34 protein-coding genes and 1 riboswitch are annotated in these 25,988 nt (G+C 52.3%); of the genes, 18 read left to right on the forward strand and 16 right to left on the reverse strand.

Going from position 1 to position 25,988, the window contains the following annotated elements; translation table 11 throughout:
• From KKD83_00895 to fabG, 6 genes are all read left to right on the forward strand, one after another.
• On the forward strand, nucleotides 1–996 hold the full coding sequence (locus KKD83_00895; protein ID MBU2534709.1) for an electron transfer flavoprotein subunit alpha/FixB family protein: 996 nt from the start codon (nucleotides 1–3) through the stop codon (nucleotides 994–996).
• 43 nt (nucleotides 997–1,039) lie between these two features.
• Entirely contained in the window at nucleotides 1,040–1,603 is a 564-nt protein-coding gene (locus KKD83_00900; protein MBU2534710.1) for a methyltransferase domain-containing protein, read from the forward strand.
• A gap of 80 nt (nucleotides 1,604–1,683) precedes the next feature.
• Nucleotides 1,684–2,193, forward strand: coding sequence for a DUF177 domain-containing protein (locus KKD83_00905; protein MBU2534711.1), 510 nt, complete (start codon nucleotides 1,684–1,686; stop codon nucleotides 2,191–2,193).
• A 32-nt stretch (nucleotides 2,194–2,225) separates the two neighbouring features.
• Nucleotides 2,226–2,426, forward strand: a complete 201-nt coding sequence (gene rpmF, locus KKD83_00910) for a 50S ribosomal protein L32 (protein MBU2534712.1) — start codon at nucleotides 2,226–2,228, stop codon at nucleotides 2,424–2,426.
• Nucleotides 2,427–2,462: 36 nt separating this feature from the next.
• Complete coding sequence (gene fabD, locus KKD83_00915) at nucleotides 2,463–3,392, forward strand: ACP S-malonyltransferase (protein MBU2534713.1); 930 nt, start codon at nucleotides 2,463–2,465, stop codon at nucleotides 3,390–3,392.
• A 15-nt stretch (nucleotides 3,393–3,407) separates the two neighbouring features.
• Nucleotides 3,408–4,145 carry a 3-oxoacyl-[acyl-carrier-protein] reductase gene (gene fabG, locus KKD83_00920; GenBank protein ID MBU2534714.1) on the forward strand — a complete coding sequence of 246 codons (738 nt, stop codon included), beginning with the start codon at nucleotides 3,408–3,410 and terminating at the stop codon, nucleotides 4,143–4,145.
• A gap of 63 nt (nucleotides 4,146–4,208) precedes the next feature.
• On the opposite strand, the gene KKD83_00925 is transcribed toward fabG, so the two are convergent.
• On the reverse strand, nucleotides 4,209–4,823 hold the full coding sequence (locus KKD83_00925) for a hypothetical protein (GenBank protein ID MBU2534715.1): 615 nt from the start codon (nucleotides 4,821–4,823) through the stop codon (nucleotides 4,209–4,211).
• Nucleotides 4,824–4,927: 104 nt separating this feature from the next.
• A riboswitch (cyclic di-GMP riboswitch) is annotated at nucleotides 4,928–5,011 on the reverse strand.
• A gap of 286 nt (nucleotides 5,012–5,297) precedes the next feature.
• Here KKD83_00925 and KKD83_00930 point away from each other — a divergent pair.
• Entirely contained in the window at nucleotides 5,298–5,495 is a 198-nt protein-coding gene (locus KKD83_00930) for a helix-turn-helix domain-containing protein (GenBank protein ID MBU2534716.1), read from the forward strand.
• A gap of 156 nt (nucleotides 5,496–5,651) precedes the next feature.
• Here KKD83_00930 and KKD83_00935 read toward each other — a convergent pair whose 3' ends face one another.
• The 5 genes from KKD83_00935 to KKD83_00955 form a co-directional block, all read right to left on the reverse strand.
• Complete coding sequence (locus KKD83_00935) at nucleotides 5,652–6,356, reverse strand: phosphoribosyl transferase (protein ID MBU2534717.1); 705 nt, start codon at nucleotides 6,354–6,356, stop codon at nucleotides 5,652–5,654.
• A gap of 16 nt (nucleotides 6,357–6,372) precedes the next feature.
• A complete protein-coding gene (ade, locus tag KKD83_00940; GenBank protein ID MBU2534718.1) occupies nucleotides 6,373–8,079 on the reverse strand; it encodes an adenine deaminase in 1,707 nt (568 codons plus the stop codon).
• Nucleotides 8,079–8,612: a hypoxanthine phosphoribosyltransferase gene (gene hpt / locus KKD83_00945; GenBank protein MBU2534719.1), complete on the reverse strand. Its 534-nt coding sequence runs from the start codon at nucleotides 8,610–8,612 to the stop codon at nucleotides 8,079–8,081. Before hpt ends, ade begins: the two co-directional genes overlap by 1 nt.
• A gap of 342 nt (nucleotides 8,613–8,954) precedes the next feature.
• The gene (locus tag KKD83_00950; GenBank protein MBU2534720.1) at nucleotides 8,955–9,812 is read right to left on the reverse strand and encodes an OB-fold putative lipoprotein; all 858 of its coding nucleotides are present in this window, start codon (nucleotides 9,810–9,812) and stop codon (nucleotides 8,955–8,957) included.
• Between the two features lie 128 nt (nucleotides 9,813–9,940).
• Nucleotides 9,941–11,065 (reverse strand): zinc-binding dehydrogenase, encoded by a 1,125-nt coding sequence (locus KKD83_00955; protein MBU2534721.1) that lies wholly within the window; start codon nucleotides 11,063–11,065, stop codon nucleotides 9,941–9,943.
• Nucleotides 11,066–11,255: 190 nt separating this feature from the next.
• Between KKD83_00955 and KKD83_00960 the strand changes: the two genes are divergently transcribed.
• From KKD83_00960 to KKD83_00970, 3 genes are all read left to right on the forward strand, one after another.
• Nucleotides 11,256–11,879 (forward strand): hypothetical protein, encoded by a 624-nt coding sequence (locus tag KKD83_00960; protein ID MBU2534722.1) that lies wholly within the window; start codon nucleotides 11,256–11,258, stop codon nucleotides 11,877–11,879.
• 6 nt (nucleotides 11,880–11,885) lie between these two features.
• Nucleotides 11,886–12,098: a helix-turn-helix transcriptional regulator gene (locus KKD83_00965; protein MBU2534723.1), complete on the forward strand. Its 213-nt coding sequence runs from the start codon at nucleotides 11,886–11,888 to the stop codon at nucleotides 12,096–12,098.
• 99 nt (nucleotides 12,099–12,197) lie between these two features.
• Entirely contained in the window at nucleotides 12,198–12,536 is a 339-nt protein-coding gene (locus KKD83_00970) for a DUF4870 domain-containing protein (GenBank protein ID MBU2534724.1), read from the forward strand.
• A gap of 83 nt (nucleotides 12,537–12,619) precedes the next feature.
• Here KKD83_00970 and KKD83_00975 read toward each other — a convergent pair whose 3' ends face one another.
• Together KKD83_00975 and KKD83_00980 are read right to left on the reverse strand one after the other, a co-directional pair.
• Nucleotides 12,620–13,123: a rubrerythrin family protein gene (locus tag KKD83_00975; protein ID MBU2534725.1), complete on the reverse strand. Its 504-nt coding sequence runs from the start codon at nucleotides 13,121–13,123 to the stop codon at nucleotides 12,620–12,622.
• A 115-nt stretch (nucleotides 13,124–13,238) separates the two neighbouring features.
• Nucleotides 13,239–13,415 (reverse strand): hypothetical protein, encoded by a 177-nt coding sequence (locus tag KKD83_00980; GenBank protein MBU2534726.1) that lies wholly within the window; start codon nucleotides 13,413–13,415, stop codon nucleotides 13,239–13,241.
• Nucleotides 13,416–13,576: 161 nt separating this feature from the next.
• Between KKD83_00980 and KKD83_00985 the strand changes: the two genes are divergently transcribed.
• Both KKD83_00985 and KKD83_00990 read left to right on the forward strand, forming a co-directional pair.
• A complete protein-coding gene (locus KKD83_00985) occupies nucleotides 13,577–13,915 on the forward strand; it encodes a DsrE family protein (GenBank protein MBU2534727.1) in 339 nt (112 codons plus the stop codon).
• A 30-nt stretch (nucleotides 13,916–13,945) separates the two neighbouring features.
• Nucleotides 13,946–14,608 carry a nitroreductase gene (locus tag KKD83_00990; GenBank protein ID MBU2534728.1) on the forward strand — a complete coding sequence of 221 codons (663 nt, stop codon included), beginning with the start codon at nucleotides 13,946–13,948 and terminating at the stop codon, nucleotides 14,606–14,608.
• A gap of 49 nt (nucleotides 14,609–14,657) precedes the next feature.
• Here KKD83_00990 and KKD83_00995 read toward each other — a convergent pair whose 3' ends face one another.
• From KKD83_00995 to KKD83_01015, 5 genes are all read right to left on the reverse strand, one after another.
• On the reverse strand, nucleotides 14,658–15,308 hold the full coding sequence (locus KKD83_00995) for a hypothetical protein (GenBank protein ID MBU2534729.1): 651 nt from the start codon (nucleotides 15,306–15,308) through the stop codon (nucleotides 14,658–14,660).
• Nucleotides 15,309–15,314: 6 nt separating this feature from the next.
• Nucleotides 15,315–16,544, reverse strand: coding sequence for an exonuclease SbcCD subunit D (locus tag KKD83_01000; GenBank protein ID MBU2534730.1), 1,230 nt, complete (start codon nucleotides 16,542–16,544; stop codon nucleotides 15,315–15,317).
• Between the two features lies 1 nt (nucleotide 16,545).
• Entirely contained in the window at nucleotides 16,546–17,892 is a 1,347-nt protein-coding gene (locus KKD83_01005; GenBank protein MBU2534731.1) for a glycine--tRNA ligase, read from the reverse strand.
• A 63-nt stretch (nucleotides 17,893–17,955) separates the two neighbouring features.
• Nucleotides 17,956–18,432 carry a DUF1648 domain-containing protein gene (locus KKD83_01010; GenBank protein MBU2534732.1) on the reverse strand — a complete coding sequence of 159 codons (477 nt, stop codon included), beginning with the start codon at nucleotides 18,430–18,432 and terminating at the stop codon, nucleotides 17,956–17,958.
• On the reverse strand, nucleotides 18,429–18,731 hold the full coding sequence (locus KKD83_01015) for a winged helix-turn-helix domain-containing protein (protein ID MBU2534733.1): 303 nt from the start codon (nucleotides 18,729–18,731) through the stop codon (nucleotides 18,429–18,431). The genes KKD83_01010 and KKD83_01015 overlap by 4 nt, the downstream gene beginning before the upstream one ends.
• A 350-nt stretch (nucleotides 18,732–19,081) precedes the next feature.
• On the opposite strand from KKD83_01015, the gene KKD83_01020 reads away from it, so the two are divergent.
• The 3 genes from KKD83_01020 (at nucleotide 19,082) to KKD83_01030 (ending at nucleotide 20,850) form a co-directional block, all read left to right on the forward strand.
• Nucleotides 19,082–19,819 (forward strand): hypothetical protein, encoded by a 738-nt coding sequence (locus KKD83_01020; protein ID MBU2534734.1) that lies wholly within the window; start codon nucleotides 19,082–19,084, stop codon nucleotides 19,817–19,819.
• Nucleotides 19,820–20,052: 233 nt separating this feature from the next.
• Nucleotides 20,053–20,355, forward strand: a complete 303-nt coding sequence (locus KKD83_01025; protein MBU2534735.1) for a hypothetical protein — start codon at nucleotides 20,053–20,055, stop codon at nucleotides 20,353–20,355.
• Nucleotides 20,356–20,523: 168 nt separating this feature from the next.
• Nucleotides 20,524–20,850, forward strand: coding sequence for a cupin domain-containing protein (locus KKD83_01030; protein ID MBU2534736.1), 327 nt, complete (start codon nucleotides 20,524–20,526; stop codon nucleotides 20,848–20,850).
• A gap of 84 nt (nucleotides 20,851–20,934) precedes the next feature.
• On the opposite strand, the gene KKD83_01035 is transcribed toward KKD83_01030, so the two are convergent.
• From KKD83_01035 to surE, 3 genes are read right to left on the reverse strand one after another with little or no spacing between them, the layout of a single operon-like run.
• The gene (locus KKD83_01035) at nucleotides 20,935–22,209 is read right to left on the reverse strand and encodes an MFS transporter (protein ID MBU2534737.1); all 1,275 of its coding nucleotides are present in this window, start codon (nucleotides 22,207–22,209) and stop codon (nucleotides 20,935–20,937) included.
• Nucleotides 22,206–22,622: a holo-ACP synthase gene (acpS, locus tag KKD83_01040; protein MBU2534738.1), complete on the reverse strand. Its 417-nt coding sequence runs from the start codon at nucleotides 22,620–22,622 to the stop codon at nucleotides 22,206–22,208. Before acpS ends, KKD83_01035 begins: the two co-directional genes overlap by 4 nt.
• Before the next feature lie 7 nt (nucleotides 22,623–22,629).
• Nucleotides 22,630–23,415 (reverse strand): 5'/3'-nucleotidase SurE, encoded by a 786-nt coding sequence (gene surE / locus KKD83_01045; GenBank protein MBU2534739.1) that lies wholly within the window; start codon nucleotides 23,413–23,415, stop codon nucleotides 22,630–22,632.
• Between the two features lie 210 nt (nucleotides 23,416–23,625).
• Between surE and KKD83_01050 the strand changes: the two genes are divergently transcribed.
• The 3 genes from KKD83_01050 to KKD83_01060 are packed head-to-tail and all read left to right on the forward strand — an operon-like array spanning nucleotide 23,626 to nucleotide 25,978.
• Nucleotides 23,626–24,306: a (2Fe-2S)-binding protein gene (locus KKD83_01050; GenBank protein MBU2534740.1), complete on the forward strand. Its 681-nt coding sequence runs from the start codon at nucleotides 23,626–23,628 to the stop codon at nucleotides 24,304–24,306.
• A gap of 18 nt (nucleotides 24,307–24,324) precedes the next feature.
• Entirely contained in the window at nucleotides 24,325–24,765 is a 441-nt protein-coding gene (gene nuoE, locus KKD83_01055; protein MBU2534741.1) for an NADH-quinone oxidoreductase subunit NuoE, read from the forward strand.
• Between the two features lie 16 nt (nucleotides 24,766–24,781).
• Nucleotides 24,782–25,978 carry an SLBB domain-containing protein gene (locus tag KKD83_01060; GenBank protein MBU2534742.1) on the forward strand — a complete coding sequence of 399 codons (1,197 nt, stop codon included), beginning with the start codon at nucleotides 24,782–24,784 and terminating at the stop codon, nucleotides 25,976–25,978.
• Nucleotides 25,979–25,988: the final 10 nt, after the last annotated feature.

Here is a 25,988-nt window from a genome sequence, read left to right on the forward strand (position 1 = left end):
ATGGGAGAAGGAAACCATCAGGGAGTCTGGGTATTTGCCGAGCAGCGAAACGGCGAAATCAAGGGTGTCGTCTACGAACTTCTGGCCAAAGGCAGGGAGCTGGCAGATACATTGCATACGGAATTGAGCGCCGTCTGCTTCGGTCACGACATCGGCGAGGTTGACCAGCTTATTGCTCACGGCGCTGACAGGGTCTATCTTGTCGATAATCCGGCGCTGTTAAATAATCAGGAGGACCTCCTGACGCAGCAGCTCGTCGAAATGATTCAGCAGCACCGACCGGAGATTGTCCTGGCCGGCGCCACCGCGCTGGGACGCGCCCTAACTCCCCGGGTGGCGGCAGCGTTGCCGACGGGGCTTTCCGCAGACTGCATTGACCTTGATATCGATGCTGAGAAGGGAATTTTGCTGCAGACGAAACCGACCTTTGGCGGCAATATCATGGCCGTTATCACCTGCCCCGAGGCAAGGCCGCAGATGGCGACGGTACGGCCTCACGTCTTTTCCAGGCGTGAGCCGGATGGTAGTCGTAAAGGAGAAATAATAAAAGTAGACTTTAATCGGGAGCGCATCACCTCAAGGACAAAGCTTGTCGAGTTTGTTGAAGAAATAACGGAAACGGTGAGAATTGAGGAGGCGGATGTCGTCGTGGCTGGGGGGCGGGGTTTGGAAAAGGCGGAAAATTTCGAGATGATTAAAGAGCTGGCCTCGGCTATGGGCGCGGCGGTGGGCTCTACCCGCGCGGTGGTGGACGAGGGGTGGATCCCATATTCGCACCAGATAGGCCAGACCGGGAAAACGGTGTGCCCCAGGCTGTATATCGCCGTCGGCATTTCCGGTGCGTTGCAGCACGTGGTGGGAATGCAGACCTCGGAATGTATCGTGGCCATCAATAACGACCCCAATGCCCCCATCTTTGAGGTGGCCACCTATGGCATCGTCGGTGACCTGTTCCAGGTGGTACCGCTGCTCACCGAGAAGTTGAAGAAGCGGTAATCCAGTGCTTTTTTTAAACTATGCCACTTTAATAGACCCCTTTTTGCGAGGTGTCAGACTCTACACCGTATATTTTTCCAGAATGAAGGCCGGGGACAGGGTCCTGGATGTCTGCTGCGGGACCGGAGACCAGGCCTTTCATTACGCTAGGGCTGGCATCACGGCTACCGGCATTGACTTGGATCCGAATATGCTCAAATTGGCCCGGAAAGATAAAAGAAAAACAAGCAATGTCTCATTTCAGCGGGCCGATGCCTGCTATCTGCCATTCAAGGATAACTGCTTTGACTATGCTTCTATATCCTTCGCCCTGCACGAAAAAGAGAGAGCCGCCCGGGATAAAATAATTGCCGAAATGAAGAGGGTGGTCAGGAAAGGCGGCGCTTTGATTTTCCTTGATTTTCAGGTTCCACTGCCTAAAAAGATGTTATCTTATTTGGTCAGAGTTCTTGAATTTTTCGCCGGCAGAGAGCATCATCGTTGTTTCAGAGATTACCTGGCGCAGGGCGGCCTGGATGTGCTACTGGCCAGAAACCAGCTTGCCGAGACCAGAAGAGATTATCTCAACGACGGTCTCATCACTATAATCAAAGCGATGAACTCGTAGTATAACGCTTCACCGAGCTTGCGACGAATACGCCGATTGCCTTATAATGGAATGAACTGGCTGGCGAGGAGGTGGCTGCTATGGAGATAAATGTTTCCCAGTTGCTCAAGGAACCAATCGGGTCATCCCGTAAAAATAAAATAGACGAAACGATTGATATTGCAGACGATAAACATGACAGCGCAGTCAGCGGTGAAATCAGCTTACTCAGAACGCAGCGCGGTATTCTGGTCAGGGCAGGACTGCACACCGAGCTTGAGTTTACCTGCAGCCGCTGCCTGAGTGCGTTTCGTTATCCACTGGATATCAGTTTTGAGGAGGAATATATTCAGACTATTGATGTCAACAGCGGGCTGCCGCTTGAGACCTCCGGGGAGCCCGGTTCGTTCACCATCGATGAGCACCACATAATTGACTTGAGGGAGGCAGTTCGCCAGTACGCACTGCTGTTGATACCGATGAAGCCGCTATGTCGTGAAGGCTGCGCCGGTCTGTGCCCGGAATGCGGGCGTAATTTAAACCGGGGACCCTGTGGCTGCCCGGTGCGGACGGTTGACCCGCGATGGTCGAAATTGATGAATCTGCGTTAGTTCAGTAAATAAAGCTAGAGGATTGGTAGATTATGGGAGCGTTACCGAAAAGAAAGACATCTAAAGCACGCCGCGATAAAAGGCGAAGTCATATGGCATTGAAGCCCCCCCAGTTGGATTACTGCCCCCAGTGCCATAACCCGAAGCTGCCGCACCACGTTTGTCCCAACTGTGGCAACTATGCCGGCAGAGAGGTCATTAAGACATCAGGCCCTACACCAGGGTCAACATAAGGCACTTTTCACCAACTTAGCTCACGGTGTAAATTCATGGTCGAAGCAACCAAAGCAGCTTACGTCTTTCCCGGTCAGGGCTCGCAGTGGGCGGGGATGGGGCATGACCTGTATCAGAAATTCGCTTCATCAAAGGCTATCTTCCGTCAGGCTGATGAAGTGCTGGGATTTCCTCTCTCCAAACTCTGCTTTGAAGGGCCGGAGGAAGAACTGCGACAGACCATTAATGCCCAGCCGGCCATCCTGATTGTCAGTTTCGCCTGCCTGGAAGCTGCCCGTGAGGTGAATTCCGGTTTGCCGCAGGCCCGGTTTGTGGCCGGCCACAGCCTCGGCGAGTATACTGCCCTGGCTGTATCCGGAGTGTTTGATTTCGAGACCGCGGTCTATCTGGCAAGGGAGCGGGGTCGTCGGATGCATGAAGCCGACGCTGTGCGTCCCGGAAGCATGGCGGCGGTTATCGGCCTTGAAGAATCGTCGCTGCTTAAGATATGCCAGCAGACGGGAACCTGCATTGCGAACGTGAATTCGCCGGGTCAGCTGGTTATAGGCGGCGATAGCGATGGTGTTTCTCAGGCCATGGAACTGGCCAAAGATAGGGGAGCGGCCCGTGTGATACCGCTGCCGGTAAGCGCTGCCTTTCACACTCCATTGATGCAGCCCGTCGTTGAGGACATGACGGAGATTATTTCCCAGCTTACCTTTGCCGACCCGACTATCCCCATCATTGCCAATACCACTGCACGGCCACTGACAACGGCGCAGGAAGTTAAAGAAGAGCTTATCCAGCAGCTGGTCAACTGTGTCCAGTGGCAGCGCTCCGTGGAATATATGATTGATGAAGGAGTGACCACATTTCTTGAAATAGGACCGGGAAAGGTGCTCGCCGGCCTGATAAAGCGCATAAACCGCGAAGTCCAGACCATAAATATCGGGGATGCGCAGGCGGTAAGCAGTATTACGGCATAATCCAAGGTGGTAAACATGGATTTATCGGGTAAAGTAGCCATTGTGACCGGTGGTGCCCGTGGCATCGGGAGAGAAATTGCGCTCAGGCTGGCCGAGGCTGGCGTGACCGTTGTGGTGAGCGATGTTGCCGACGCGGAACCGGTGGCTGAAGAAATAAGAAAAATGGGCGGACAGAGCCTGGCAGTCGCAGCCGATGTCACTTCCACATCCGACGTTGCCGGTCTGGTGGAAAAAGCGACTGACAAATTCGGACGGATTGATATTCTGGTGAATAACGCGGGCATCGCCCGCGACCAGCTTTTAATGCGGATGTCGGACGAAGACTGGGAAGCGGTGCTCAACGTGAACCTGAAGAGCGTTTTCCTGTGCACGCGCGCCGTACTGCGGCAAATGGTCAAGCAGAGGTGGGGTCGCATCGTCAGCATATCCAGCATCGTGGGTATTGTGGGCAATCCCGGTCAGGCGAATTATGCCGCATCCAAAGCCGGGGTAATCGGCTTCACCAAAACGCTCGCCCGTGAGGTTGGCTCGCGCGGCATTACCGTCAACGCCATTGCCCCCGGTTTCATCGCCACCAAGATGACCGAGCAATTGAGCGAGGAACGGAAAGGGGAGATGCTGAAGCGAATACCGCTCGGTTTTCTGGGCACGCCGCGCGATGTGGCCGAGGCGGTAGCGTTTCTTGCTTCAGAAGAGGCGAGATATATCACCGGGCAGGTACTGGGCGTGGATGGCGGACTGGGGGGACTGTAGAGATAAATAGAAGGGGCAGGGCGAAAGCCCTGCCCCCCTCTCATAAGTAAATCACTGTGCTGGCTATGGCTTCCACTTACCGAGACCGGGACCAGATGGTGACAGGTATGCAATGCCCTGAGATCCTTCATATGGGTCATTGTATACTTCCTGGATAACAGCGAATTCTCCCCAGATATCCGGCCCAATCTCGGTGTCATCGGCGGTGTACCATGTTCCAGTGTTTGCTAGGCCAATCCTATGGGCATCCGCTGGTACGGCAACTATCTTGACGAAATAGTTCCACTGGCTACCATCTTCATTCTCGTCCCACTGGTGATTTGTCAGCCAGGCACCAGAACCGATGTAGCTAGGGAAGCCATAGTGTCTGTCCAGTTTACCATCACCGTCACAGTCCTTATTGCTCAGCCAGGCATCATTCCACTTCATCTGGAGCCAGGTATCGCTCTCGGTTACCGGAGTGGTCGGTCTGCCAGAGTTTTCATACCAGCCATTGAACATATGAGCTTGATAGTTGTATCCCCACTGGTCATAGCCCAATACTAATGGGTTTCCTAGTGAGTCAACGAGGCCTCCATCCTTTATTGTGGTACATTTTTCGGGTTGCCCTGCCATTACTGGCGCTGTCATTGCCAGCAGCAGTACCACTGCCACCACTATTGCTATTAACTTCTTCACTTTTTCCTTACTCCTTTCTCTTTAGTTTTTATCTCACCCCAGTTAATCAGTTAAGTTTTTTTCCTTTCAAACACTGCCACCTCCCTTATAAAAACATAAAACCGACCTCATAGGGTCGGTTTCACTATTGGCTCCCCACCACCCAAGTGCCCAATTACGGGCGGCGGTTCATTGCCTCCCTGGTTATCTCTGGCTGCCGGGTTAGGATATCAACTCATTTCTTGCCTCTATGGTTTAGTCCTTGAAATCCTTCACCCTAGGGTTAACAGTATAGTTCGCCATATGGCGAATGTCAAGGTATCCAAACCTCACTTTACCTATCCATTGAAACGACTTTGTAACAACTCTGCAACCTTTTTGTAACATTTATGGGTGTGTATTTAACCAGTTTGTAACAATAGGCGTGTAAAATAGATATAGTTAAAGATAGGATAGGGAAAGATAGGATAACTAGAAATAGGATAGTTGAGGAATATGGAACGTAAGAACCAATCTAACTCCACACTGACAGTGACAGAGGCAGCCCGTCTCCTCCATATCCATGTCAACACGGTGAGAAGGTGGAGCAATCTGGGAATAATAAAAAGCTACCGCATTGGTCCTCGGCTTGACCGAAGATTTTGGAAAGAAGACATTACTGCCTTACTTGTCGAGTTGAAAATAAACCGTTGAAATGGCAGCAAAGGCTACTTTAATTGAGGAAGGTCCAAATTGACCTCCATTGCTCATCTGCTCCACTCAATCAAAAAAGAGGTTTCGCCTTTTGATTGTCTTGCTCTATATCTGACTTACTTTACCAACTCCTTCATAAACGTCCGCCAGAGCCCTTTACCTATTTTCCCCCATTGTCTCAAGATTCGGTCGGTGACGAAGCCCCCACTCCTTGAAACACTGAAGCACTTCCTCATCGCCGGGGTCATGCCAGTAGCGGTAGAAATCGGAGACGTAGAATTCCGGGTCAAATCCAGACACACAGGCCACCACCCTGTTGGCCACCTTCTCCACCTTGGGCAGTGCTGCGGCTGAGGCCACCGGCACGGCGACGATTATCTCGTTGGGCTGGCGGTACCGCACCGATTCCACGGCGGCCATCATGGTATAACCGGAAGCGAGCCCGTCATCAACGATGAGGACCGTTTTGCCCTTGACCAGTGAGGGAGGCTTTTTACCATGATAAAGCAGACTACGCTGGCGAATGTTAGTTCTTACCCGGCTCACCTGATAGTTGATCTGTTGCTGGCTTAGATTAAATCGTTTTGCGATTTCCTCGTTGAGTATGGTGGTGCCATCGTCGGTCACGGCGCCAAAACCGCCCTCGGGGCTGAGCGGAAGGGGGATTTTGCGCGAGATGATGACATTAAAATCGGCATTGAGCGCCAGCGCCACCCCCAGCCCGACCAGCACCCCGCCATTGGGGATCGCCAGCACCACCGCAGACCGGTTCTTGTACTCGGTAAGTCTGGTCGCCAGTTGCCGGCCGGCATCGTAGCGGTTCTCAAAAATCGGTTCCTGTCTGGTAAAACGCATGCTCATTATCTCAGTCTTGAATTCAACTGATTAACTTGAATTCAGTAACATCCACCAGTCCCAGGTCGGTGAGCTTGAGTTCGGGAATCACGGGCAGGGCAAGGAAGGAAAGAGTGGCAAAGGGGGAAGGGAGTCTGGCGCCAAGCTCCCTGGCTATCTGCTCCAGCTTTCCCTGTTGGGTGACCACGGTTTCCAGAGATTCAGCGGAGAGCAGTCCGGCGATGGGCAGCCCCAGGCTGGCCAGCACCTTTCCATCCGCCACTGCAACCAAGCCGCCCTGCAGGCGCTCGACCTCCCGAATCGCCGCCAGTATATCTTCATCGCTCGTCCCGACGGCAACGATGTTATGCGAATCATGGGCCACGGAGGAAGCAAGCGCTCCTTTCTTCAGCCCGAAGCCGGTCACCATTCCTTTTCCTATGTTGCCGGTTGCCTGGTGCCTCTCCACAACCACCAGTTTCAGGATGTCCCTTTCCGTATCAGGAATAACCTGACCATCGACTATTTTCACCTTCATATAGCGTTTGCGGGTAACAATCTGTCCCGGTACGACCTCAATAACGGGCAACTCGTCTGCTGGAGCAGGTAACCTCAATTTCTCCGGGGTAACCGGTTTGATGTTTACCCTTCCGGTTACCGCGTGTTTATCTGCCATCGGCAGTGAGAATAGTGGCTTTCCCTCTCTGGCGACCAGGCAGCCGCGGTAGAAGACCATGTTCACTCGCAGGTTATTCAGGTCATCCAGCACCAACACATTGGCGAAGTAGCCGGGAGCTATTGCTCCCAGACCATCAAGGCGAAAATACGCCGCGGTATTGATGGTGGCCAGCTGGATGGCCCGCACCGGGTCAAGGCCGAGACGAATTGCCTTGCGCACCACGGCATCGATATCTCCATCGTGGAGCAAGTCGTAAGCGCTGCGGTCATCAACGACGAAGAGGCATCTTTTATAGGTCTTGTCGGTGACCAGCGGCAGCAGGGTCTCCAGGTTCTTTTCCGAAGAGCCCTCCCGTATCATAACGAACATGCCCTTTTCCAGCTTTTCCCTGGCCTCTTCAAGGGTTACTGATTCATGGTCGGAGCCTATACCGGCGGCGATATAGGCGCTGAGGTCTTTTCCCCTGACCCCGGGTGCATGCCCATCAATAATCTTGCCCTGGCTCAGGGCAATCTTGCGCAGCATATTGCTATCACCGTGAATGACCCCGGGGAAGTTCATTACCTCACCCAGCCCGATGGTCTCCCGCCAGCGCAGTATCTGGCGAATTTCCTCGGGGCTGATGCTGGCGCCCGATGTCTCAAGATGGGTCGCCGGAACGCAGGACGGCGCCATCAGGAACAGGTCAAGAGGCAGCCTGTGAGCGCAGTCAAGTACATAGCGCATCCCTTCCAGGCCGCAGACATTGGCGATTTCATGGAGGTCGGTGACGATGGCCGAAGTGCCCCGTGGTATAACTGCCTGCGCATACTGGCCAATATCAAGCATCGAGCTTTCCAGGTGAACGTGCCCATCGATAAAGCCCGGGGCAAGGTACTTGCCGGAGACGTCTACAGTCTGCTTTGCCTCACTGTAGTCCCCCACACCGGCAATGCGGTCGCCGCAGATGGCGACGTTTCCTGATGTTATTTCCCCGGTAAATGTGTTTACCACCCTGGCATTGGCGAGGATGAGGTCGGCTGGCTGGTCTCCTCTGGCCACCGCGATTAACCTGGCTTGCCTGGATACCATTATGATTTGTCCTCCAGGTAGCAGATATCGGGCAGGTTGCGGAATTGCTGGTTCGCGTCCAGTCCATAACCGACGAGGAACTTGTTGGGCACGGTAAAACCGAGGTAGTCAATGTTCACGGGAACCTTCCGCCGTGATGGCTTGTCGGAAAGAGCGCAGATTTTCACCGAGGCTGGCTTTTGTTTCTGCAGGTAATCAAGGAGGAAAGTGGTGGTGAGCCCGGAATCCACAATGTCCTCCACGACCAGCACATGCCTGTCCCGTACCGGAGTCTCCAGCTTTTTCACCACTTTGATTTTGCCTGAGGTCTGCGTGCCGCTGCCGTAGCTGGATAGACCGATGAAATCCACCTCAAGTGGAAAATCGAGATGCCGGATAAGGTCGGCTAAAAATACAAACGAACCTCTGAGGATGCCCAGCAGAAGGGGGTTCTTGTGGCGGTAATCTTGGCTTATTTCGGAAGCGAGGCGCCTGACAGTGGCCTCAATCTCCTGACGGTGGAAAAGGACGCGGAGCTCTGCTTTGGAATTCATATCTAGTTGAGATTATAAACCTAACCTGTTTACCTGTCCACCGTGAATCCATAGGCCTGGTTAGGCGCTCATTTGACATTTGGCGAAATTCAGTTCAAATTAAGACTTCAGTCGGTCAATACTGAAGACGCTATTCTCAATATCGCGTTTTAATCGTTATGGATGGAATACCTGTAGCTGCCTATTGATGATTAAATAGGGGCCGAGCTATGCCAACTCTAGCGCCTGCCTCTCATAACGAAGAACAGGATAATCAGAATAACAATGACGGCAATTCCAACCCAAGTCAACATTGATAATTCTCCTCCTTTTAGCTAGGAATTAAGAAATCCAACCATATTACTATACCAGACTGCAATCTTTCAGAATAATATTCCTTTCATAGCCAACGTATGTGCCCTGTACGGTGGCTGTTTGGCCATCGGTCAGGCGCGATAAATATGTACCGTGCTCGCGGCTGAAAGTACAGCGCACCTGCCGGGTTACCCGTCCTCCGGCACCACCCAGAAGAATGTAAAAAATATCCAGGTGGTCTTTGGCGAATATTTTATCCACGGTTCCGGTTACTTGCAGTATCTTGTTCAATAATTTGTTATTCGTGCCTGTCTTATCCGAATTGAAGGCTGCGTTCAGTTCTTCAACGGTTGTGATTATGGTACCGGTAGATGCATCGGGTTCCAAGGCTGTGGCAGCTACCGGTTCCGTTGCAGGTGCTGGCTCTACTTCAGGCTCGATTTCGGTAACTGGCTCCGGTGCTGGTTCCGCCTCGGAATCGGGTGCAGGTGCTGGTTCAGTTTCAGCTTCAACTTCGGCCACAGCTACCGGTTCCGCTTCGGCTATTGATTTCTCTTCCGCAACGGGTTCACCCTCCAGTTCGGGCGATGGTTCAATCTCGCTCTCTGCTTTAGCTTCGGCTTCAACCTCAGCTAACGGTTCAGGGGGCGCTGGTGTCTCAGGCTCTATTTCTGGCTCCGGTTCCGGCACAGGTGGTGCTGGTTCTGCTTCAACTTCAGCAACCGGTGCGGGCTCCGGCTCATCTTCCAGGACTGGCCTCGGTTTATATCCTCTCTCTTCCTGTATCTGCCGGTATGTCTTGGGTACCGTCTTGAAAGCGCCGGAGAGCAGCGGGTGACCGCACCACTGGCAAGCCCAGTCTTCTGTTCTAAGTGTCTCCCGACCACAATTAGGACAATTTGGCATATGAGCCCTCTTTCCCACAGATTATACCATATTATATTCGAATGTGAACTAGCGGTACGCCCTTGACTTTTGGCATATAGCTGTGGTTTGGCCCTGTCTGCAAATTTGTAATATTTTTGGAACACGGCTCAGGGCGCAATGACTACTTTGCCGGCATCCCTGGCGCCGACAACCTCAAGTGCTTTAGGTAACTCTTCCAGTGGAAAGGTGTGCGTTACCGCTTCCTCAACCGGCAGTGAGGTTCTTTCCAGCATGGAGATAGCATCTTTGAATATCAATGCTGGATAACCCCAAGACCCGTGAATATCCAGGTCCTTATGGCAAATATAGAACGGTATGATTTCGGTTGGTCCGTTGTTGGTGAAGTTACCGACCTCAATGAGTTTGCCTCCGCGACGGGCAAAATCGAGCGCCTCTTTAAATGCGTGGGGACTACCAGCCGCCTCAATTACAACGTCAGGCCCAACTCCTTCGGTAGCTTCTTTCACCTTTTCCAAGCGCTCTTCGACCGGTAACCTGCCATCAATGAGCATATCGGCACCGAGCATACTCGCCTTATCCAGCCTTTCAGATAACAGGTCCTGCACGATAATCAGACCAGCCCCACTGTAGCGCAGAGACGCAACTACCATCAGGCCTATTGGACCAGCACCCAGCACCATAGCACTACGCCCAACGCCATATCCATGACCCATGAATGGTTCTCCGGGGCTGTAAGCACGTTCTACCGCTCTGATTGCAGTACTAAGCGGTTCAATGAGGATTGCCCGCTTCAAAGACATGCCCTCTGGTATTTTAAATACGTTGGAGCCAGGAAGGACATAAATATATTCGGCATAGCCTCCCCACAAACTTGGCTCCTTTCTGACCGGGGTAAATCCGTACACTACATTTCGGTTGGGACAAAATGCGGGGCGATGTGGCATATTTCGGCAATAATAACAGCGGCCACACACCTTACCGCTGGGAGCTAATGCCACTCTATCTCCAATCTTCAAAGGCCCATTATATATGTTCATGCTTTCATCGGCCTTACCGCCTAATTTCTCGACGGTTCCGATAATTTCATGCCCGGCTATAAAGGGAAAAGGGGCTTTCGGCGCATGCCCGAGGTAAATATGCTTGTCGGTGCCGCAGATACCGCAGGCCTCGACCTTCAGCAGGGCACAGTCCTCGGCCACCGCAGGTATCTCGAACTCCTCCGTTTCCATTTTCTCTGGTGCAAGGAAAACCCAGGCGTGACTTTTGGTCATTGTCTGATACCTCCTGTTAAATGATAAGCAGACGGATAATTCAGTTCCGAAGAGACATAATACCACTGTTAACCCTGCGTTGCAAAAAATTATTAAAAAGACCGAAAAATGAGGCCGTAGGTATTGACAAAAGGTGGGAAAAATGTTAGAAATATATAACGTTAGAAATATTTAACTATGGAGCGGTTGGATGAGAACAAAGAAAGTATTCTGGGCAGTTGCTATAACGGCACTTGTCGTGGCCATTATTCTCATCTCACTGGAAGCGTACTATGTCGTGGTGGCGTTTCTGGTTGGGCTTTTGCTCATGGGTCACCGCGAACTGTGGTCATTACTCAGGCGACGGAAAATGCCGCCGATTGACGAACGGGTAAGGGAAAATACCGGCAAATCAGTGCGCAATGGTTTTATCTTTTTCGTTATTGCCACCGCATTCCTGATGTTGCCCTTCAGTGTCAGGCTGGTGGAAGAACCGACTACGGTGCAGGTTCTGGGAGGCTTGTTTATCGCTGCCGGAGCCGTGTATTTGCTCTCCTATCTTTACTATGACCGGGTAGAACCAGGGCTGGATAATAAGAGTTTGAAATTATTGAAAACTTTTTTATTGCTCGCGGGAATATCGCTCGGGGCGTTAATCATCAGTATTTTCCTGCACAATGCCATTTCCGCGCTGGCTATGCACCTCTTTGACACCGAATTCGAGGAACCGGTCTTCTTTATCATTGCCACTATCGTATGCCCGCTGGGTCTTGCGGTGGGAATTATCGGCAGTCTGGTGATATACCTCAAGGGCCTGTTCCGCAGGGCTCTTTGAATAAGTATGAAAACCAGGATTAAAGAATACCGGACAAGACTTAATTTGACCCAGGAGAGACTGGCCGAAATGGTCGGTGTCCGGCGCGAGACCATAATATTTCTGGAGCAGGGCCGGTACAATCCGTCGCTGCGACTGGCGCACAACGTAGCCCGGGCGCTACAGACCACGATTGAGGAATTGTTTATCTTCGAAGGTAACGAGCGTGCCGACGATTAGCGTATATTACTTTTATTGACGACCCAGAATATTCCCTATTGACAGCACCATCATCTTGTTATACTCTTATGCACAAGACAAACGTGAAGGAGGACAGCAATGGAGAAATCATCTACCGGTCTGGATGAAAACGTTGCCGGATTACTATGCTACGTACTGGGCTGGATAAGCGGGCTGGTCTTTATCCTCATCGAGCAGGAAAGCAAGTTCGTCCGCTACCATGCTATGCAGTCGATTTACATTTTTGGAACCATCACCGTAGTGGCAATTGTCATTGGCTGGATACCCGTTATTGGCAATGTGATTGCAGGCCTGCTCGGGCTGCTTGGATTTATCCTGTGGATATTCCTCATGATACGGGCCTACCAGGGAGCCAAGCCCAAGGTGCTCTGGGCGGGTGACCTGGCGGAGAAGTGGGTGCAGAAAAAGGGCGACTAAGCCACGGGCTTGTCTGGAAAAATAAAGAAGGGAAGGGCCTTTCCCCTCCCTTCTTTTTATTCATTATTTTAAATTCAAAATGCTCAATCCACCTGTTTGAACCGGCTCTGTGGTGCCCCGCATATCGGGCACTTGTCCGGGGCCGCGCCTTCAACTGTGTAGCCGCAGACCTGGCAGACGAAAAAGGGCCTGCCTTCCAGTTGCTGGCCGCCTTTGACCGCCTGCAATGCCTTTTCGTACAACGCGTGGTGGATTTTCTCCACCTTGTTGGCAAAGTCGAAGGTTACTTCTGCCCTTTTCACACCTTCGGATTTGGCCTGCTCGATGAATTCCGGGTACATCTTGGTGAATTCATAGTGCTCGCCGCCGATGGCTTCCCCTAGATTTTCCTCGGTGGATTTAATGTTGCCCATGGTGCTCAGGTGGTTGCGGGCGTGTACCGTCTCCGCTTCGGCGATGGCCCGGAATAACCGCGCGACCTGCGGATGCCCGTCCTTCTCCGCCTTCTCGGCAAAGAACAGATAACGTCGGTTGGCCTGGCTTTCACCGGCAAAAGCGGCCTGCAAGTTTTCCTGAGTATTGCCCATATGCGTAGCCTCCTCGTCCTCTTTCATTCGTTGTATATTTCTAGCCAATAATTATATCATTTCATTTTGCGGCTGTCTTGCTCTCGGGCTTCTCCGAAGCCCCCATAATTTTCTGTCACATATCCGCCGGACTGCAGCCTTCCCCGCCCATCATGGCCATCATGTTGCGCATCATCCCTGCCATCATTTTGGGTATAGCCCGTGAAGCCAGTGCTACCAGAATCCCGCCGCTAATGGCGCCGACAGTCGTCACAACCATGTATTTCCTGAGATTACAGCCTCCGTTAGACATCGCTACATCCTCCGTTACCAAATCAATTAGTGCGTAATGATTGGATAATAATCTGCCCTGGTAATATTGTCAATATCTATATCTGTTTTCCAGCTTGACAAGTGTTAAACAGCTTGGGTAAAGTGTCCTTTATTGAGTGTATTTAAGAAAGGAGAAGGATTATGGCATCCAAAGTCTTCGCACTGGTGAGCAGCGCGGATAGGGAGGTGGCGCTGGAGGTGGGGCTGGTCTACCCGTTGAATGTGGCCAAAAAGGGCTGGATGGACGAGGTGAAGGTCATCTTCTTCGGCCCTTCGGAGAAGGTGGCGGCCAATGACGTGGAGGTGCAGGGAAGGATAAAGGAGCTGATGGAGGCCGGCGTAGAAGTGCTGGCATGCAAGTGGTGTGCCGACCGCATGGGCATTACCGAGAAACTGGAAGCCGTTGGCATCAAGGTGGTCTATGTTGGGTCGGTAATTTCGGACCTTCTGAAAGAAGGCTGGGCATCATTGACCTTTTAATTTTAAATTATTTTATTGGAGGTATTATCAATGGAACTCTTGGAAGGAATAAAAACAAGGCAGAGCACCCGCGGTTTCAAGCCCACCCCCGTCCCTAAGGACGTGATAAACAAGATTCTGGAGGCGGTGAGCAACACCCCCTCCTACACCAATACCCAGCCCTGGGAGGTGGTTGTGGTGAGCGGGAAAAAGAAGGATGAACTGAGCAAAATTATCTTTGAGCTGGCGAAGGCAAAGGCGCCGACCAATCCCGACCTGCCCATGCCCAAGAGCTGGCTGCCAGAATACGAAGCACGCTCCGGTGAGCACGGTGCACGACGGCTGGCCACGCTGGGCATCGAAAGAGGGGATGAGGAGGGGAGAGAGAAGTTGCGCCTGATGAACTTCGAGTTCTACGGCGCGCCCTGTGCCGCCTTTCTCTTTATAGATGGGTCGCTGGGAGAATGGTCCATCTTTGATATGGGGCTGTTCGCCCAGAACCTGATACTGGCGGCGCACTCGCTGGGCGTGGAGAGCGTCCTGCAGGCCTCGGTGACCAACTACGCGCCGGAGATTAAAAAATTCCTGGGCATACCGGATAGTAAAAAGCTGATAATATGCATCCCGCTGGGCTACCTGGACGAGGAGGCCAAACTGAACGCCTACCGCAGCCTAAAACAGAAACCGGAAGAATTTACCAAGTGGTGTGAATAGGGAGATATGAAAAGAGGGGGCTTTCGCCCCCTCTAGAATTTCTGGCCTTTTATTTTGGCCACTTTTCAATTTTCCAAAGATACTTACCGAATTTTTCCATTGCTTGCGCAAGACGAAGCGAGTAGACGGCGAAACCGTCTCTTGTTATATGCCCTAACTGGCTAAATGTTTCTAGAGTACTCATCGCTAATTCAAGTTCACTTATCGGCAATAGGTCTAAATCAAAAATCTCCAGTTTTGAATACATGAGGTTTAACATTTGTTTTATCCACGACCGAGGAACGTCTGGGTCACCGCTCTGAAATGGATATTTCACGTCTGGTGGCGTTACCTTAGCTGTCCATTCCTCTTCACTGCAAAGCACCTTTTCAAATGCTTTACCTACAATTATTGCTATCCCTTCAGGTTCTTTTCTACCTTCACGGATTTTTTTCCAAACTAATAAACTACGACCTAATCCTTCTATTTCTATTATCCCGTTACCTACAGGGTTTAATCGTTCAATAGCATCTACACAGCTACCACCCCATTTTCTCAATAGTGCTTTTACCAAGCGTTTCTCTCGTCTAGTTTGTAACCATTTCAAAATCAAGGGTATAAGAATGACTGCTGGTATAAAAAATATAAGTCCCGTAACAAGCTGCTGGACGAATTCAATGTTCCCTACAATTTTCCATATATAGCTGAGTACTACATTCATTCTTGTTTACTCTCCCCTTATCAACCTCTCCCCGTACTCTAGTAAGACCTTCGCGCGCTCGGGGGGAGTCTTTTTTGTCTCCAGGTATTTTTTCAGGGCTTCGAGAGGGGTGATTTCCTCGGCGGTGAACTGACCAAGCCGGTGTCTCGCCTCACGCTGTATCTCCCGCGCTACGGTGGAAAAATGGGCCTCCTCCAGTGCCTCCCTGATGTCAGCGTCGCGGAGCTGCCCCTCGAGCTGTGCCGGCACGGTGATGTCGAGTCGCACAATGGCTTCTTTAATCTTTTTCCCCTGTTTCGCGATAGCCTGGAGCACGGTGGTGGTGGGGTCAACGTCCTGCTCCTCCAGCGCCACCTCAATGGTGAGGAAGCGGCGGCCTTCCAACGGATGGAAATTAAAAGATGCCTGCCGTTGTCCGCCGGATTTTTCGGGCTCAATCTCCACCAGATAGAAGCCTTTTTCATCTGCCTCGTCGGTGAAGTCGAGTCGCGACAGGCTGCCGGCATAGGCGACGGGCGGGTTCTCGGACAAGACCTGGTGCTTGTGGATGTGGCCCAGGGCAATGTAGTCAAAAGCCGGGTTGGCCACGTTGCTCAGCAGCAACACGTGCTCCTGCCCGATGGTCATCTGCTTCTCCGTGCCGGGCTGGGCGCCGGCGACCCATACATGGGCGGCGAGGACGGCGGGCAGGGAGGGGTCAAGCCTGGAGACGTGAAGCTCGATAGCGCCGGTCAGCGCCTGTTGCAGCCTTTCCCTCATCTGCTCGAAGTCGAGGTTCTTCGTTTCCTCTCGACTGAGCAGGACACTGCGTCTCAGCCACGGAAGCGAGGCCACCTGGACGGTACCACTGCGGGTGGGGATTTTGAAAATTTCGGGGCGGTTGGAGACATAGACGTTTTTCACCGATAAGGTGTCAAAGATTTCGGTGCTGGTGGCCCGGCCGATGGCGTTGGGCAGGTCGTGGTTGCCCACGAGGAGAAAGATGGGGATGTCATTTGAAGAGAGGCGGTTGATGCGCCTGGCAAATTCTCGTTGCTGCGTCTGGGTCGGCTCGCGGGTCTTGTAGGCATCCCCGCAGAAGATGACCAGGTCCACTTCGTTCTCTATGGCGAAATCGACTACTTTGTCAAGGGAAGCGAGGAAATCAAGGAGACGCGTTGAAAGTCCCGTGGTCGGGTCGGTGTGTCCGTAGGTCTCAACGCCGAGGTGTAAATCGGCGAAGTGGAGGATTTTCAATTTATCCTCCTTTAGTTTCTTCTTTCCATATCTGGCCGCCGGGAGGAAGCACAAAGAGGTCTTCGCCGGCCAGCTTGGCGGCGAGCGTATCTTTGAGGGTGGCGATGGGGACCCTTATCTGGTTCATACTATCGCGCTCACGGATGGTAACCTGGTTGTCCTCCAGCGACTGAAAATCGATGGTGACGCAGTACGGGGTACCAACCTCGTCTTGGCGGCGATACCTTCGACCGATGCTCTGGGTATCATCGTAATGGACCATCCAGCATGGCCGCAGGCTATCATATACCTCTCTGGCGGCCTTCGCCAGGTTTTCTTTCTTGCTCAACGGCAGCACAGCTACTTTGTAAGGCGCCAGGGAGGGGTTAAGGTGTAGTACCACCCGGAGCTCGCCCTGAGCGATTTCTTCATCATAGGCATCGCAGAGGAAGGCCAGCACGGAACGGTCAACCCCCGCCGACGGTTCAATGATATAGGGAACGATGTGCTCGTTGGATTCCTCGTCAAAGTAGGTCATTTCTTTGCCGCTGTGTTTGGCATGCTGCACCAGGTCGTAATCGCCGCGATTGGCAATGCCTTCAAGTTCCGCCCAGCCCATGGGGAAATTGTAGTCGATGTCATAGCACTTCCGTGCGTAGTGCGCCAGTTCTTCATCGCCATGGGGACGCAGGCGAAGGTTTTCTTCCCTGACGCCGAGGTTCAGATACCACTTGCGTCTCTCCTCAAGCCAGTAATCGAACCATTCATCCGCCGTCTCCGGCTTTATAAAAAATTCGATTTCCATCTGCTCGAACTCGCGGCTGCGGAAGATGAAGTTGCCGGTGGTTATCTCGTTGCGGAAGGCTTTCCCGAGCTGGGCGATGCCGAAAGGCAGCCGTTTCCGTGTCGTGTTGAGCACGTTCTCGAAATTGACAAAGATTCCCTGCGCGGTCTCAGGTCGCAGGTAGACCACGTTGGCGTCCTCCTCCACCGGTCCCATAAAGGTCTTGAACATCAGGTTGAACAGGCGGGGTTCGGTAAGCTCACCACCGCAGGAGGGGCAGGTGTTGTCGGTCACCTCATCGCTGCGCCATCTCAGATGACACTGCTTGCACTCCACCAGCGGGTCGGTGAACTGCTCGAGGTGTCCACTGGCCGCCCACGTCTGAGGGTGCATCAGGATGCTGGCGTCCAGTCCCACCATGTCATCGCGCCCCTGGACGACGGCACGCCACCAGGCCTGCTTTACGTTCTGTTTCAACTCCACACCCAGCGGCCCGTAATCCCAGCAGCTTGATAGTCCGCCATATATCTCACTGCTCGGAAAAATGAAGCCTCGCCGCTGGCTGAGCGAGACAATCTTCTCCATGGTAACAGTGCCCGGCGTTTTTTCTGCCATTAAGAGCGCTCCTTAACGTATGCCGTATGGTAATTATAACTTCCTTGCCAGGGCCTGCTGTATGGCGAGGAAGAAAAGTGCACCCAGAACGATGCCTCCAAGGCCCATGGCAATTATAGCGAATAACCATAAAGGCATGAGGTATAGCCCGTACGAATTGTAGCTGAAAATGGCCAGCATTGCAAAAACGAGGACGATCTGCGGCAGGGCGACCATATTGCCCATGAGCAATAGCAATGCTTCGGAACGTTTACCGGCGGTCGACTGGAAGCGACTGCCAAGCCGGATTACGCCCATAACGATGGCAACACCGAGTCCGGTCAGCAGGAACTGTGGCACCAGAAGCCAGGCAGTAGCAGCGCCGCGGCCTGTCCATCGGTCGGGCAGGCTGTCCCTGAAATGGTAAGCAACCTCCCCGGGAAGCTTGGGGTAAAAATAAATGGTAAGGCCGATAGCAAGGAGCAGGAAGAATACAGGAAGGGCGATATATCTCCAGCGAAAGGGCATCATTTATCTTTACGTGGGCGTCCCCGCTTTCTCCACCCCAGTATCTCGAGGAGATAACCAACTGCCGTCTCCTCCAGTCCAGGGTGACGCAGCGACAGGTCAGGGTTGATATGATAGCGATTACGTCTCCCCTCCCGCTCCTTGCTGATGTAGCCATCCTGTGACAAATCGGCGATTATTTTGCGGGTGGCTCTTTCCGTAATGCCAACAGCTCGGGAAAGTTCCAGGGCGGTAATCCGGGGGTGGAGCGAAAGGTAGCTGAGGATGACGGCGTGGTTGGTTAAGAAAGTCCACTTAGACATTGCCATTTAATAAATAAAAATGAATTGTAAATCATCATTGTCAAATCATGATAAATAGACTGTCCATCTTTATAACACAAGTGGGTGGGACAATGCAACTCCTTCTCTCTTTGCTGCGCCTTCAAATATAAGTTTTCGCCGAAAAAGGTAAATCAATTTACTAACCACGTGATTGAGGAAGCTACAAAAAATTTAAATAGGAACTCTTGTGTCTATTGACAAGATATAAATAATGTTCTATAATACATGAAAAAGAAAACATAAATTATAAATCATAACTAATATTACATGGGTAATTATACCAAAATCAAGGTAAGCACCGGAAAAATAATAACAAAGAGGCTTGGTAAATGTTCTGGCGAAAAAAGAAAATCATGGCGGCTCCTGTTGAGGTAAGCCCTGCGGGAACTGGTACTGCTGTCGCGAGCATGGCGCCGGTTGCTGTCGCGAAAGCGACGCCGTCGGAAATCGAAACAAAGGGAAAAAAGGTTGAAAAATTGCCCGGGCCCAAACCAATCCCCGGCATATTACAAAATCACCTTGTCAAGCACATGGGTAAAGAACCGAACTGGGTGCGGCAACTGTGGGCGGTGATGCGTCCAAGGTCAGGTGGAGAAAAGGTGTCTGACGTCAGAATCTTTGCTGAACATGAGGCCAGTACCAGCAATATAAAGGTGAAAGACTATACCACACTTGACCAGAACCCAAAATTGATCCTTTTCGAGGGCTGGGTCGATAACGAAACGAAGAAAGTGGAACTTGAAGAAAAACGGACTATGCCCAAGATCACCATTTGCACTGAGAAGGAGATTCAACAGCAGATAGGGGCGTTGAGCGAGCCGGGGAGCCAGGTCTTTTTCTACCTTAACGCAAGCCCGGCGTCAGGTGGACCCCTGGGGCGGGGCGCCGCTTTGGTCGAACTCAATCCCAAGTATCCAGAAAAAGGACAGAAGAAGTATACCCTGACAGCAGTTTACGTGGATGGAATGGAATTGACCAGCAAAGGTATGAGGATGCTTGATTCTAACGAGCCCAAACATGTAGCCCGATGGATTAAAGAACGCCATTTCAAGGCATCGGGATATTGAATATAAGTACTGCCAGCAGCCAGAAGAGAGAGGAGGTGATATAATCATGGTCAAGAAACCGGGCAAGCCGGGGGGTGGCCCCAACAAACCGCCTTTCGGTGGCAAGAAATAATAATAAGGCTGGTACAGGTTCAGAATGGGGGGAGTAACTTCCTCCCATTCATTTATGCATCAGGTGAAATAGTGCTGTTTGTGTCAACATAAATAATAATTGGCGGAAAGAGGAAAAACTAATGGTGGCGATAAAAAAGGACATAATTAGAAAGCGACTGAGCGAAGTTCCGGATGTTAAGGTTTTCTGGTGCTGTAACGGCAGGGAGCTTAAAAATCTGCGGGAACTGGCTACTTACCTGCCGGAAATGGCGGAAGAGGTCTATCAACGCCATGTCAGCAGCGTCAATAATGATTTCAGCAACTGGGTTCGCGATGTTATCGGTGATGTGACCCTGGCCAACGAGCTAAAGAAGGCCGGGTCTCGTGCCACCGCTGCCCGTCTTGTAAAAAACCGTCTGGAGTGGCTGCAGACCAGGGCATAGTTGTCAGTATTACATTATATTATCATCGTTTATCAAAGCTAAATTAACACTATCCAGCGGTTACGCAAAGGCAAACCCTATCTGGAAATGTCTCAGATTTTGATAATAACTGAAATAAGGCTATAATTCAATTCAACTGAACGTTAATAATCTAAATGGAGGTAAGCGATGTTCTATCATTTTGGTCATGAGAGCTTTAAGGTAATTGAGCCAGCACCGGGGTTCCTGGTTCGTGCTATTTCGGGAAAGAACGTCATGCTCTGTGACGTTACCTTACAGCCTCACTCAGAATCACCGTTACATAGCCATCCATCTGAGGAAATGGCCATAATAATCGAAGGCGAGTTTGATATGAAAATGGGTAATGAAAGCCAGTTATTGAAGCAGGGTGATGTATTTCTTGCCCCTCCTGGCGTTATTCACGGAGGTGTAACTCACGAACACCGGACGGTGATGATTAGCGTATTCAGCCCACCGAGAAAAGACTATGCGTGAATCGGGCTGTAATTCGATGACGTTTTCAAACAGATATTAGACCATATTCAAACACCTATTGTCCAAAACCACGTACGGGATTATTCAAACGAATGATTTGGGCCGGCGCACCGCCAGAACGGCGGGGATGGCTACGGCATACAGACATAAGAATACGATAAATGTCCAGTAATACGTATTCGTGGTGTCGAACATATATCCGCTGAATAGAGGGCCTGCGGCGCCGCCGATAGCCTGTAACAGTGATACCATGCCGATGATGGTTCCATAGGAAGCAAGGCCAAAATTACGGCTGACCAGCATGGACATGGTGGGCAGCCAGCCTCCCGCCCCCAACCCAAAAATGAGGGCGTCAAGCCAGATAATGGCCAGAGGGGATGTGGAGCGGATAAACATCAGTATAATGGCGGCAGCCGACAGCAGGACAATGCTGAGGGCACATGCCTGTTTCGCTTTAATCTTATCGCAGAGCCAGCCGAAGAAAAATTTACCGATGGCGCTGCCCAGGCCCATAATGGTCAGGGCGCTGGCTGCCAGTGCCACCGAGAAGCCGGCATCCTGTAAGTATGGTACCAGGCTCTGGTTAAACCCCAGCGAGCTGAACGCGCTGATGAAAAAGGTGACTGACACCAGCCAGAATGCCATGGTGCCCAGTGCTGCTCTGAGGTCCAACCCTTTTGTGGTCTGGTTGGATGTTCCTGTTTTGGCTACTTCTTCAGGGCTGGTGACGCCGTCTGGATAAAGGCCCATTTCGGCGGGCTTGGTTCTGATAACGAAGATGGCCAGCGGGATTAGACCCCAGGCCATTATCCCCAGTGCAAGGTAGGCCACCCGCCAGCCAAAGAACGGGATGAGGAAGCTGCCGACCAGCGGTGCCACCACGAAAATGCCCATGCCAATGCCGGTAGACATGATACCGATAGCCCTGCCGCGCTTCTTGACAAACCAGTTGGTAACCATGGCGCTCGACGGCACGTGGCCGAATGCTGACATGCCGGCGCCGATGAAGAAGTAAGCTACATAGAGGTGCCAGAGGCTCTGCAGCATGTAAAGAGAAACGAAGCCAAGACCGGTGACCAGCGCTCCAGCGGATATTACTCCCCTGACTCCATAGCGGTCAACGATGCTGCCGACCAGTGGCGCCGCCACACCCGTGAGCAGGAAAAAAATGGTGAAGGCGAGCATAATCTCGCCTCTACCCCAGCCGAACTCGGACTGCAGGGAATTGACAAAGAGACTGAAAGAACCAACACCGCTTCCGGAAAAGGTGCCCAGACACAGTACCGAGACCGCAATTATCCAGTAGCCATAAAAAATTCTGGATTTTTTAACGACCGGCGTTCCCTCTGTATCGCTCACGAACCCGTTTTCCCCGGCTGATTGTCCGACTTTGTAGATTGATTTGTTTCCGAGATGGCACTTACGTAGGCGACGGCATATTCCTTGGAGTGGGAAAGGCTGACGGCAATCTCTTTAATGCCCATCTCACTGGCCCTGGTCAGTGCTCTTCCGTACAGATTTACCAGCGGCTTACCACCGGGATGTGATAACGTCTCAATCTCGCGCCAGCCAACGCCGTTTCTGCCCGTGCCCAGAAGCTTCATGACCGCTTCTTTGCCGGCAAAGCGCGCCGCCAGCGACGATGGTTTATTGCGGTAAGCAGACAGTTCTGACTCGGTGTAGACGCGCCTGAGGAACTTTTCTCCCCAGTGATTCACTGCCTCTTTAATGCGACCTATTTCAATAATATCGACGCCAATGTAATGCGACATGGTAACCTCACACGGCAGACCCGGTTAATTCCTCAAGCAGACCGGAGCAGAGATCATTCATAAGCGCAGACAGCTTCCTTGTGGGCAAACTGAAAAAGAGGGGGGTTATTGATATATTGCCGTGGTCAACGGCCCAGACGTCCGTTTTCCGGTTCTGGCTGCTGTCATGTCTCTGCCGCACCAGCCAGTAGTAATTCCGCTTGCCGTCATTTCCCTCGGTGACGGTGTTGATATGGCTCTTGTTGGCCAGCGTGGTGACCTGAATGCGTCCGATTTTGGACAGCGGCACGTTGGGCACATTGATGTTGAGAAACAGGTTAGCTGGTAGTGGGCTGGCATTGAGCCGTCCCGCAACTATAGTGGCTAGGTTGGCTGCGGTCTGGAAACCGGATTCACTATCTCGTTCGGCGGAAACAGCCAGGGCGGGATAGCCATGCAGATAACCCTGCAGGGCGGCGCTTACCGTTCCCGAAATATAAATGTCATCCCCCAGATTCATCCCCCCGTTTATGCCGGAAACGACGAGGTCGATCTTGCCTTTCACCAGGCTGCCCAGCGCCAGCAGGACGCTGTCTGATGGCGTACCTTCCACAGCATACGTTTCCACGCCCGTGACCACCGGATGTACCTCTTTTATCCGCAGCGGCTCCCAGAGCGTTACCGCGGTACCGGTGGCACTCTGTTCTCTATCCGGAGCAACGACCACGACCTTGGCGATGCTGGTCAGTTCCCGTACCAGTATCCACAGGCCGTCAGCCGTTATACCGTCGTCATTGGTTACCAGAATCTTCATGTGGAATCTCTCAAAGTTTATCACAGTGGCAAATTGAACGGCAAACGATGATGCCATCGCAAGAACATTAGTTGTGGTAGGCTGAACTTGTCGACTGTTTACCTATGTGGTAACATAATTGTGTCGGATAAAAACAGGGGCTGCGATTGTGCGTGCACCCCTGACTATTTAAATAATGTCACCGTATAAGTTCATTTTAATCATATAAACGTGGGTAACAATATAAACCTGACTATAAATGGCAAAGCGGTAAGTGGCCGTCCCGGTATGACCATCCTGGAGGCGGCCAGGGAAAACGACATCGATATTCCGACCCTCTGTTACATCCCGGACCTGCAGCCCATCGGTGCCTGCCGGCTTTGCGTCGTTGAGGTGGAAGGCTCCCGGACGCTGGTCGGTTCCTGCCATACTCCGATTGTGGAGGGTATGGCGATACAGACCCACTCGCCAAAAGTAATCGCCACGCGAAAAGTCTTGGTCGAACTGATGCTGGCCAGCCACCCTGATGCCTGCCTCATCTGTGACAAGGCCAATATCTGCGAGCTGCGACGCATTGCCGCCGACCTGGAAGTTGGCCTTCCCCGCTTCAGGGCCCGGAAGCACTATTATCCGGTTGAGGATGAGCACCCCAGGATGGTCCGTGATATGTCCAAGTGCGTGCAGTGCTGGCGGTGCGTTATCGCCTGCAAAAGCAAAGGTGGCGAGCCGCTTTTCAGCACGGCATACCGTGGTTTCGAAAGCAAGGTAATTTACGGCTGCGACCAGCCGCTGGGCGGAGAAACCTGCGGGGACTGCGATGCCTGTATTGAGCTGTGCCCATCGGGGGCGCTGAGAAAAGTAAGGCAGCCTGGAGAAGAGAGGGCGAATAAGGCGCTTATTATCAAAGGCTGAGTCATCGGAAATGGTGATATGGCTGATAAAGGAGTTATAACACTGCCAAAGGACCGGGCTGATCTTGTAGTATGTCTGCAAGAGGCGCAGCGCCGGTACGGCCATGTGCCGGAAGAGGTTATCGCCGCGCTGGCCGAATCGCTGGCCATACCAGTCCATGAAGTCTATGGGGTTGCCAGCTTCTATTCGTTTCTTTCCACAAGGCCGCTGGGCAGGAACGTTATCCGTGTTTGCAAGAGCCTGCCCTGCTACCTGAAAAGTGCGGAAGTGATAATGGAGGCAGTGGAAAAAGAACTGGGCATTGGCCTTGGTGAGACGACAACCGACGGCAGGTTCACGTTCGAGTTGACCAACTGCATCGGCCTCTGCGACCGTGCCCCGGCCATGCTGATAAATCAAGACCCTCACCTTGACCTGACCCCGGAGAAGATAAAGCAAATTTTAAAATCGTACCGGTAACTGAGGAGGCTAATTCGTGCCGCAGCAGCGAGTGGTGCTTAAAAACTGCGATGTAATCGACCCGGAGCGAATTGACAGCTATCTGGAAAGCGGTGGTTTCAAGGCGCTGGCTAAAGCGCGCGATGAAATGACTCCGGAGCAGATAACCGGTGAGCTTAAGGCTTCCGGGCTGAGGGGTCGGGGAGGGGCCGGCTTTCCCTGCGGAATCAAGTGGGAAGGCGCCCGCACCGCGCCAGGCGATATTAAATACGTTATCTGCAACGCCGATGAAGGCGAGGTGGGCACGTTCAAGGACCGTTACATCCTGGAGAAGGACCCCTTCACGCTCATTGAAGGGATTCTTATTGCCGGTCACGCCATCGGAGCGAAGCAGGGCTATATCTACCTTCGCGCCGAATATCACTATCTCCTCGACCATTTACAGAATGCCATCGAACAGGTAAGGCAAAAAGGACTTATAGATGGCTTCAGTCTGGAAATCCGTGAGGGCGCAGGCGCCTACATCTGTGGCGAGGAGTCGGCGCTGATGGACTCCATCGAGGGGAAAAGGGGCGAGGCGCGCTACCGGCCTCCTTTTCCCACCACCTCCGGCCTCTGGGGAAAGCCGACCATCATCAACAATGTAGAAACGCTGATGAATATCCCGCAGATTATCATGAACGGTGCCGACTGGTTCAGCCAGATGGGCACGGAGCGGAGTAAAGGAACAAAAGTCTTTTCCGTCAGCGGCGACGTGGCGAAACCAGGCGTGTATGAAATGGTGCTGGGCAGCCCGCTGCGTGAGCTGGTCGAGGAGCTGGCCGGGGCGAAGGATGTCAAGATGGTCCAGATTGGCGGTGCCACGGGCAGGATTTTACCCGGCGGGGAAATGGATACGCCCCTGGCCTTTGAAGCTGTGCTCGGCGCGGGCGCCGTCACCGTCTATAACCAGAGCCGCGATGTGATTGACATTGTCTATCGGACCATGGAGTTTTTAACCGAGGAGTCCTGTGGTAAGTGCACTCCCTGCCGCCAGGGAACCGAGGTTATGGCCGAGGTGCTGGATAAGTTTCACAAGAATGAAGGCTCGCTGAAAGAGCTGCGGAATCTGGAGGCCCTGTCCAGTGCCATGATGCTCTCTTCGCTGTGCGGTCTCGGGCAGGCGGCGCCCAATGCGGTGATGGACAGCCTGCAGTACTTTCGCAGTGAGTACGAGAGCCGGGTCGCCAAGTAAGGAGGTGTGG

The organism is Chloroflexota bacterium, from assembly GCA_018829775.1.
Classification (GTDB): domain Bacteria; phylum Chloroflexota; class Dehalococcoidia; order Dehalococcoidales; family RBG-16-60-22; genus E44-bin89.

What these genes read in the sequence shown, in the direction of transcription:
- hpt (MBU2534719.1), bottom strand. Translation starts at nt 8,612, where the DNA reads ATGAATTCCAAAGCAGAGCTCCGCGTCCTTTTCCACCGTCAGGAGATT.
- ade (MBU2534718.1), bottom strand. Translation starts at nt 8,079, where the DNA reads ATGGTATCCAGGCAAGCCAGGTTAATCGCGGTGGCCAGAGGAGACCAG.
- rpmF (MBU2534712.1), top strand. Translation starts at nt 2,226, where the DNA reads ATGGGAGCGTTACCGAAAAGAAAGACATCTAAAGCACGCCGCGATAAA.
- KKD83_01010 (MBU2534732.1), bottom strand. Translation starts at nt 18,432, where the DNA reads ATGATGCCCTTTCGCTGGAGATATATCGCCCTTCCTGTATTCTTCCTG.
- KKD83_00935 (MBU2534717.1), bottom strand. Translation starts at nt 6,356, where the DNA reads ATGAGCATGCGTTTTACCAGACAGGAACCGATTTTTGAGAACCGCTAC.
- KKD83_00975 (MBU2534725.1), bottom strand. Translation starts at nt 13,123, where the DNA reads ATGGGCAATACTCAGGAAAACTTGCAGGCCGCTTTTGCCGGTGAAAGC.
- fabD (MBU2534713.1), top strand. Translation starts at nt 2,463, where the DNA reads ATGGTCGAAGCAACCAAAGCAGCTTACGTCTTTCCCGGTCAGGGCTCG.
- KKD83_00960 (MBU2534722.1), top strand. Translation starts at nt 11,256, where the DNA reads ATGAGAACAAAGAAAGTATTCTGGGCAGTTGCTATAACGGCACTTGTC.
- KKD83_01025 (MBU2534735.1), top strand. Translation starts at nt 20,053, where the DNA reads ATGGTGGCGATAAAAAAGGACATAATTAGAAAGCGACTGAGCGAAGTT.
- KKD83_01020 (MBU2534734.1), top strand. Translation starts at nt 19,082, where the DNA reads ATGTTCTGGCGAAAAAAGAAAATCATGGCGGCTCCTGTTGAGGTAAGC.
- KKD83_00965 (MBU2534723.1), top strand. Translation starts at nt 11,886, where the DNA reads ATGAAAACCAGGATTAAAGAATACCGGACAAGACTTAATTTGACCCAG.
- KKD83_00985 (MBU2534727.1), top strand. Translation starts at nt 13,577, where the DNA reads ATGGCATCCAAAGTCTTCGCACTGGTGAGCAGCGCGGATAGGGAGGTG.
- acpS (MBU2534738.1), bottom strand. Translation starts at nt 22,622, where the DNA reads ATGTCGCATTACATTGGCGTCGATATTATTGAAATAGGTCGCATTAAA.
- KKD83_00980 (MBU2534726.1), bottom strand. Translation starts at nt 13,415, where the DNA reads ATGTCTAACGGAGGCTGTAATCTCAGGAAATACATGGTTGTGACGACT.
- KKD83_00995 (MBU2534729.1), bottom strand. Translation starts at nt 15,308, where the DNA reads ATGAATGTAGTACTCAGCTATATATGGAAAATTGTAGGGAACATTGAA.
- fabG (MBU2534714.1), top strand. Translation starts at nt 3,408, where the DNA reads ATGGATTTATCGGGTAAAGTAGCCATTGTGACCGGTGGTGCCCGTGGC.
- nuoE (MBU2534741.1), top strand. Translation starts at nt 24,325, where the DNA reads ATGGCTGATAAAGGAGTTATAACACTGCCAAAGGACCGGGCTGATCTT.
- KKD83_00895 (MBU2534709.1), top strand. Translation starts at nt 1, where the DNA reads ATGGGAGAAGGAAACCATCAGGGAGTCTGGGTATTTGCCGAGCAGCGA.
- KKD83_00990 (MBU2534728.1), top strand. Translation starts at nt 13,946, where the DNA reads ATGGAACTCTTGGAAGGAATAAAAACAAGGCAGAGCACCCGCGGTTTC.
- KKD83_01005 (MBU2534731.1), bottom strand. Translation starts at nt 17,892, where the DNA reads ATGGAGAAGATTGTCTCGCTCAGCCAGCGGCGAGGCTTCATTTTTCCG.
- surE (MBU2534739.1), bottom strand. Translation starts at nt 23,415, where the DNA reads ATGAAGATTCTGGTAACCAATGACGACGGTATAACGGCTGACGGCCTG.
- KKD83_00930 (MBU2534716.1), top strand. Translation starts at nt 5,298, where the DNA reads ATGGAACGTAAGAACCAATCTAACTCCACACTGACAGTGACAGAGGCA.
- KKD83_00905 (MBU2534711.1), top strand. Translation starts at nt 1,684, where the DNA reads ATGGAGATAAATGTTTCCCAGTTGCTCAAGGAACCAATCGGGTCATCC.
- KKD83_01015 (MBU2534733.1), bottom strand. Translation starts at nt 18,731, where the DNA reads ATGTCTAAGTGGACTTTCTTAACCAACCACGCCGTCATCCTCAGCTAC.
- KKD83_00970 (MBU2534724.1), top strand. Translation starts at nt 12,198, where the DNA reads ATGGAGAAATCATCTACCGGTCTGGATGAAAACGTTGCCGGATTACTA.
- KKD83_00955 (MBU2534721.1), bottom strand. Translation starts at nt 11,065, where the DNA reads ATGACCAAAAGTCACGCCTGGGTTTTCCTTGCACCAGAGAAAATGGAA.
- KKD83_00950 (MBU2534720.1), bottom strand. Translation starts at nt 9,812, where the DNA reads ATGCCAAATTGTCCTAATTGTGGTCGGGAGACACTTAGAACAGAAGAC.
- KKD83_01030 (MBU2534736.1), top strand. Translation starts at nt 20,524, where the DNA reads ATGTTCTATCATTTTGGTCATGAGAGCTTTAAGGTAATTGAGCCAGCA.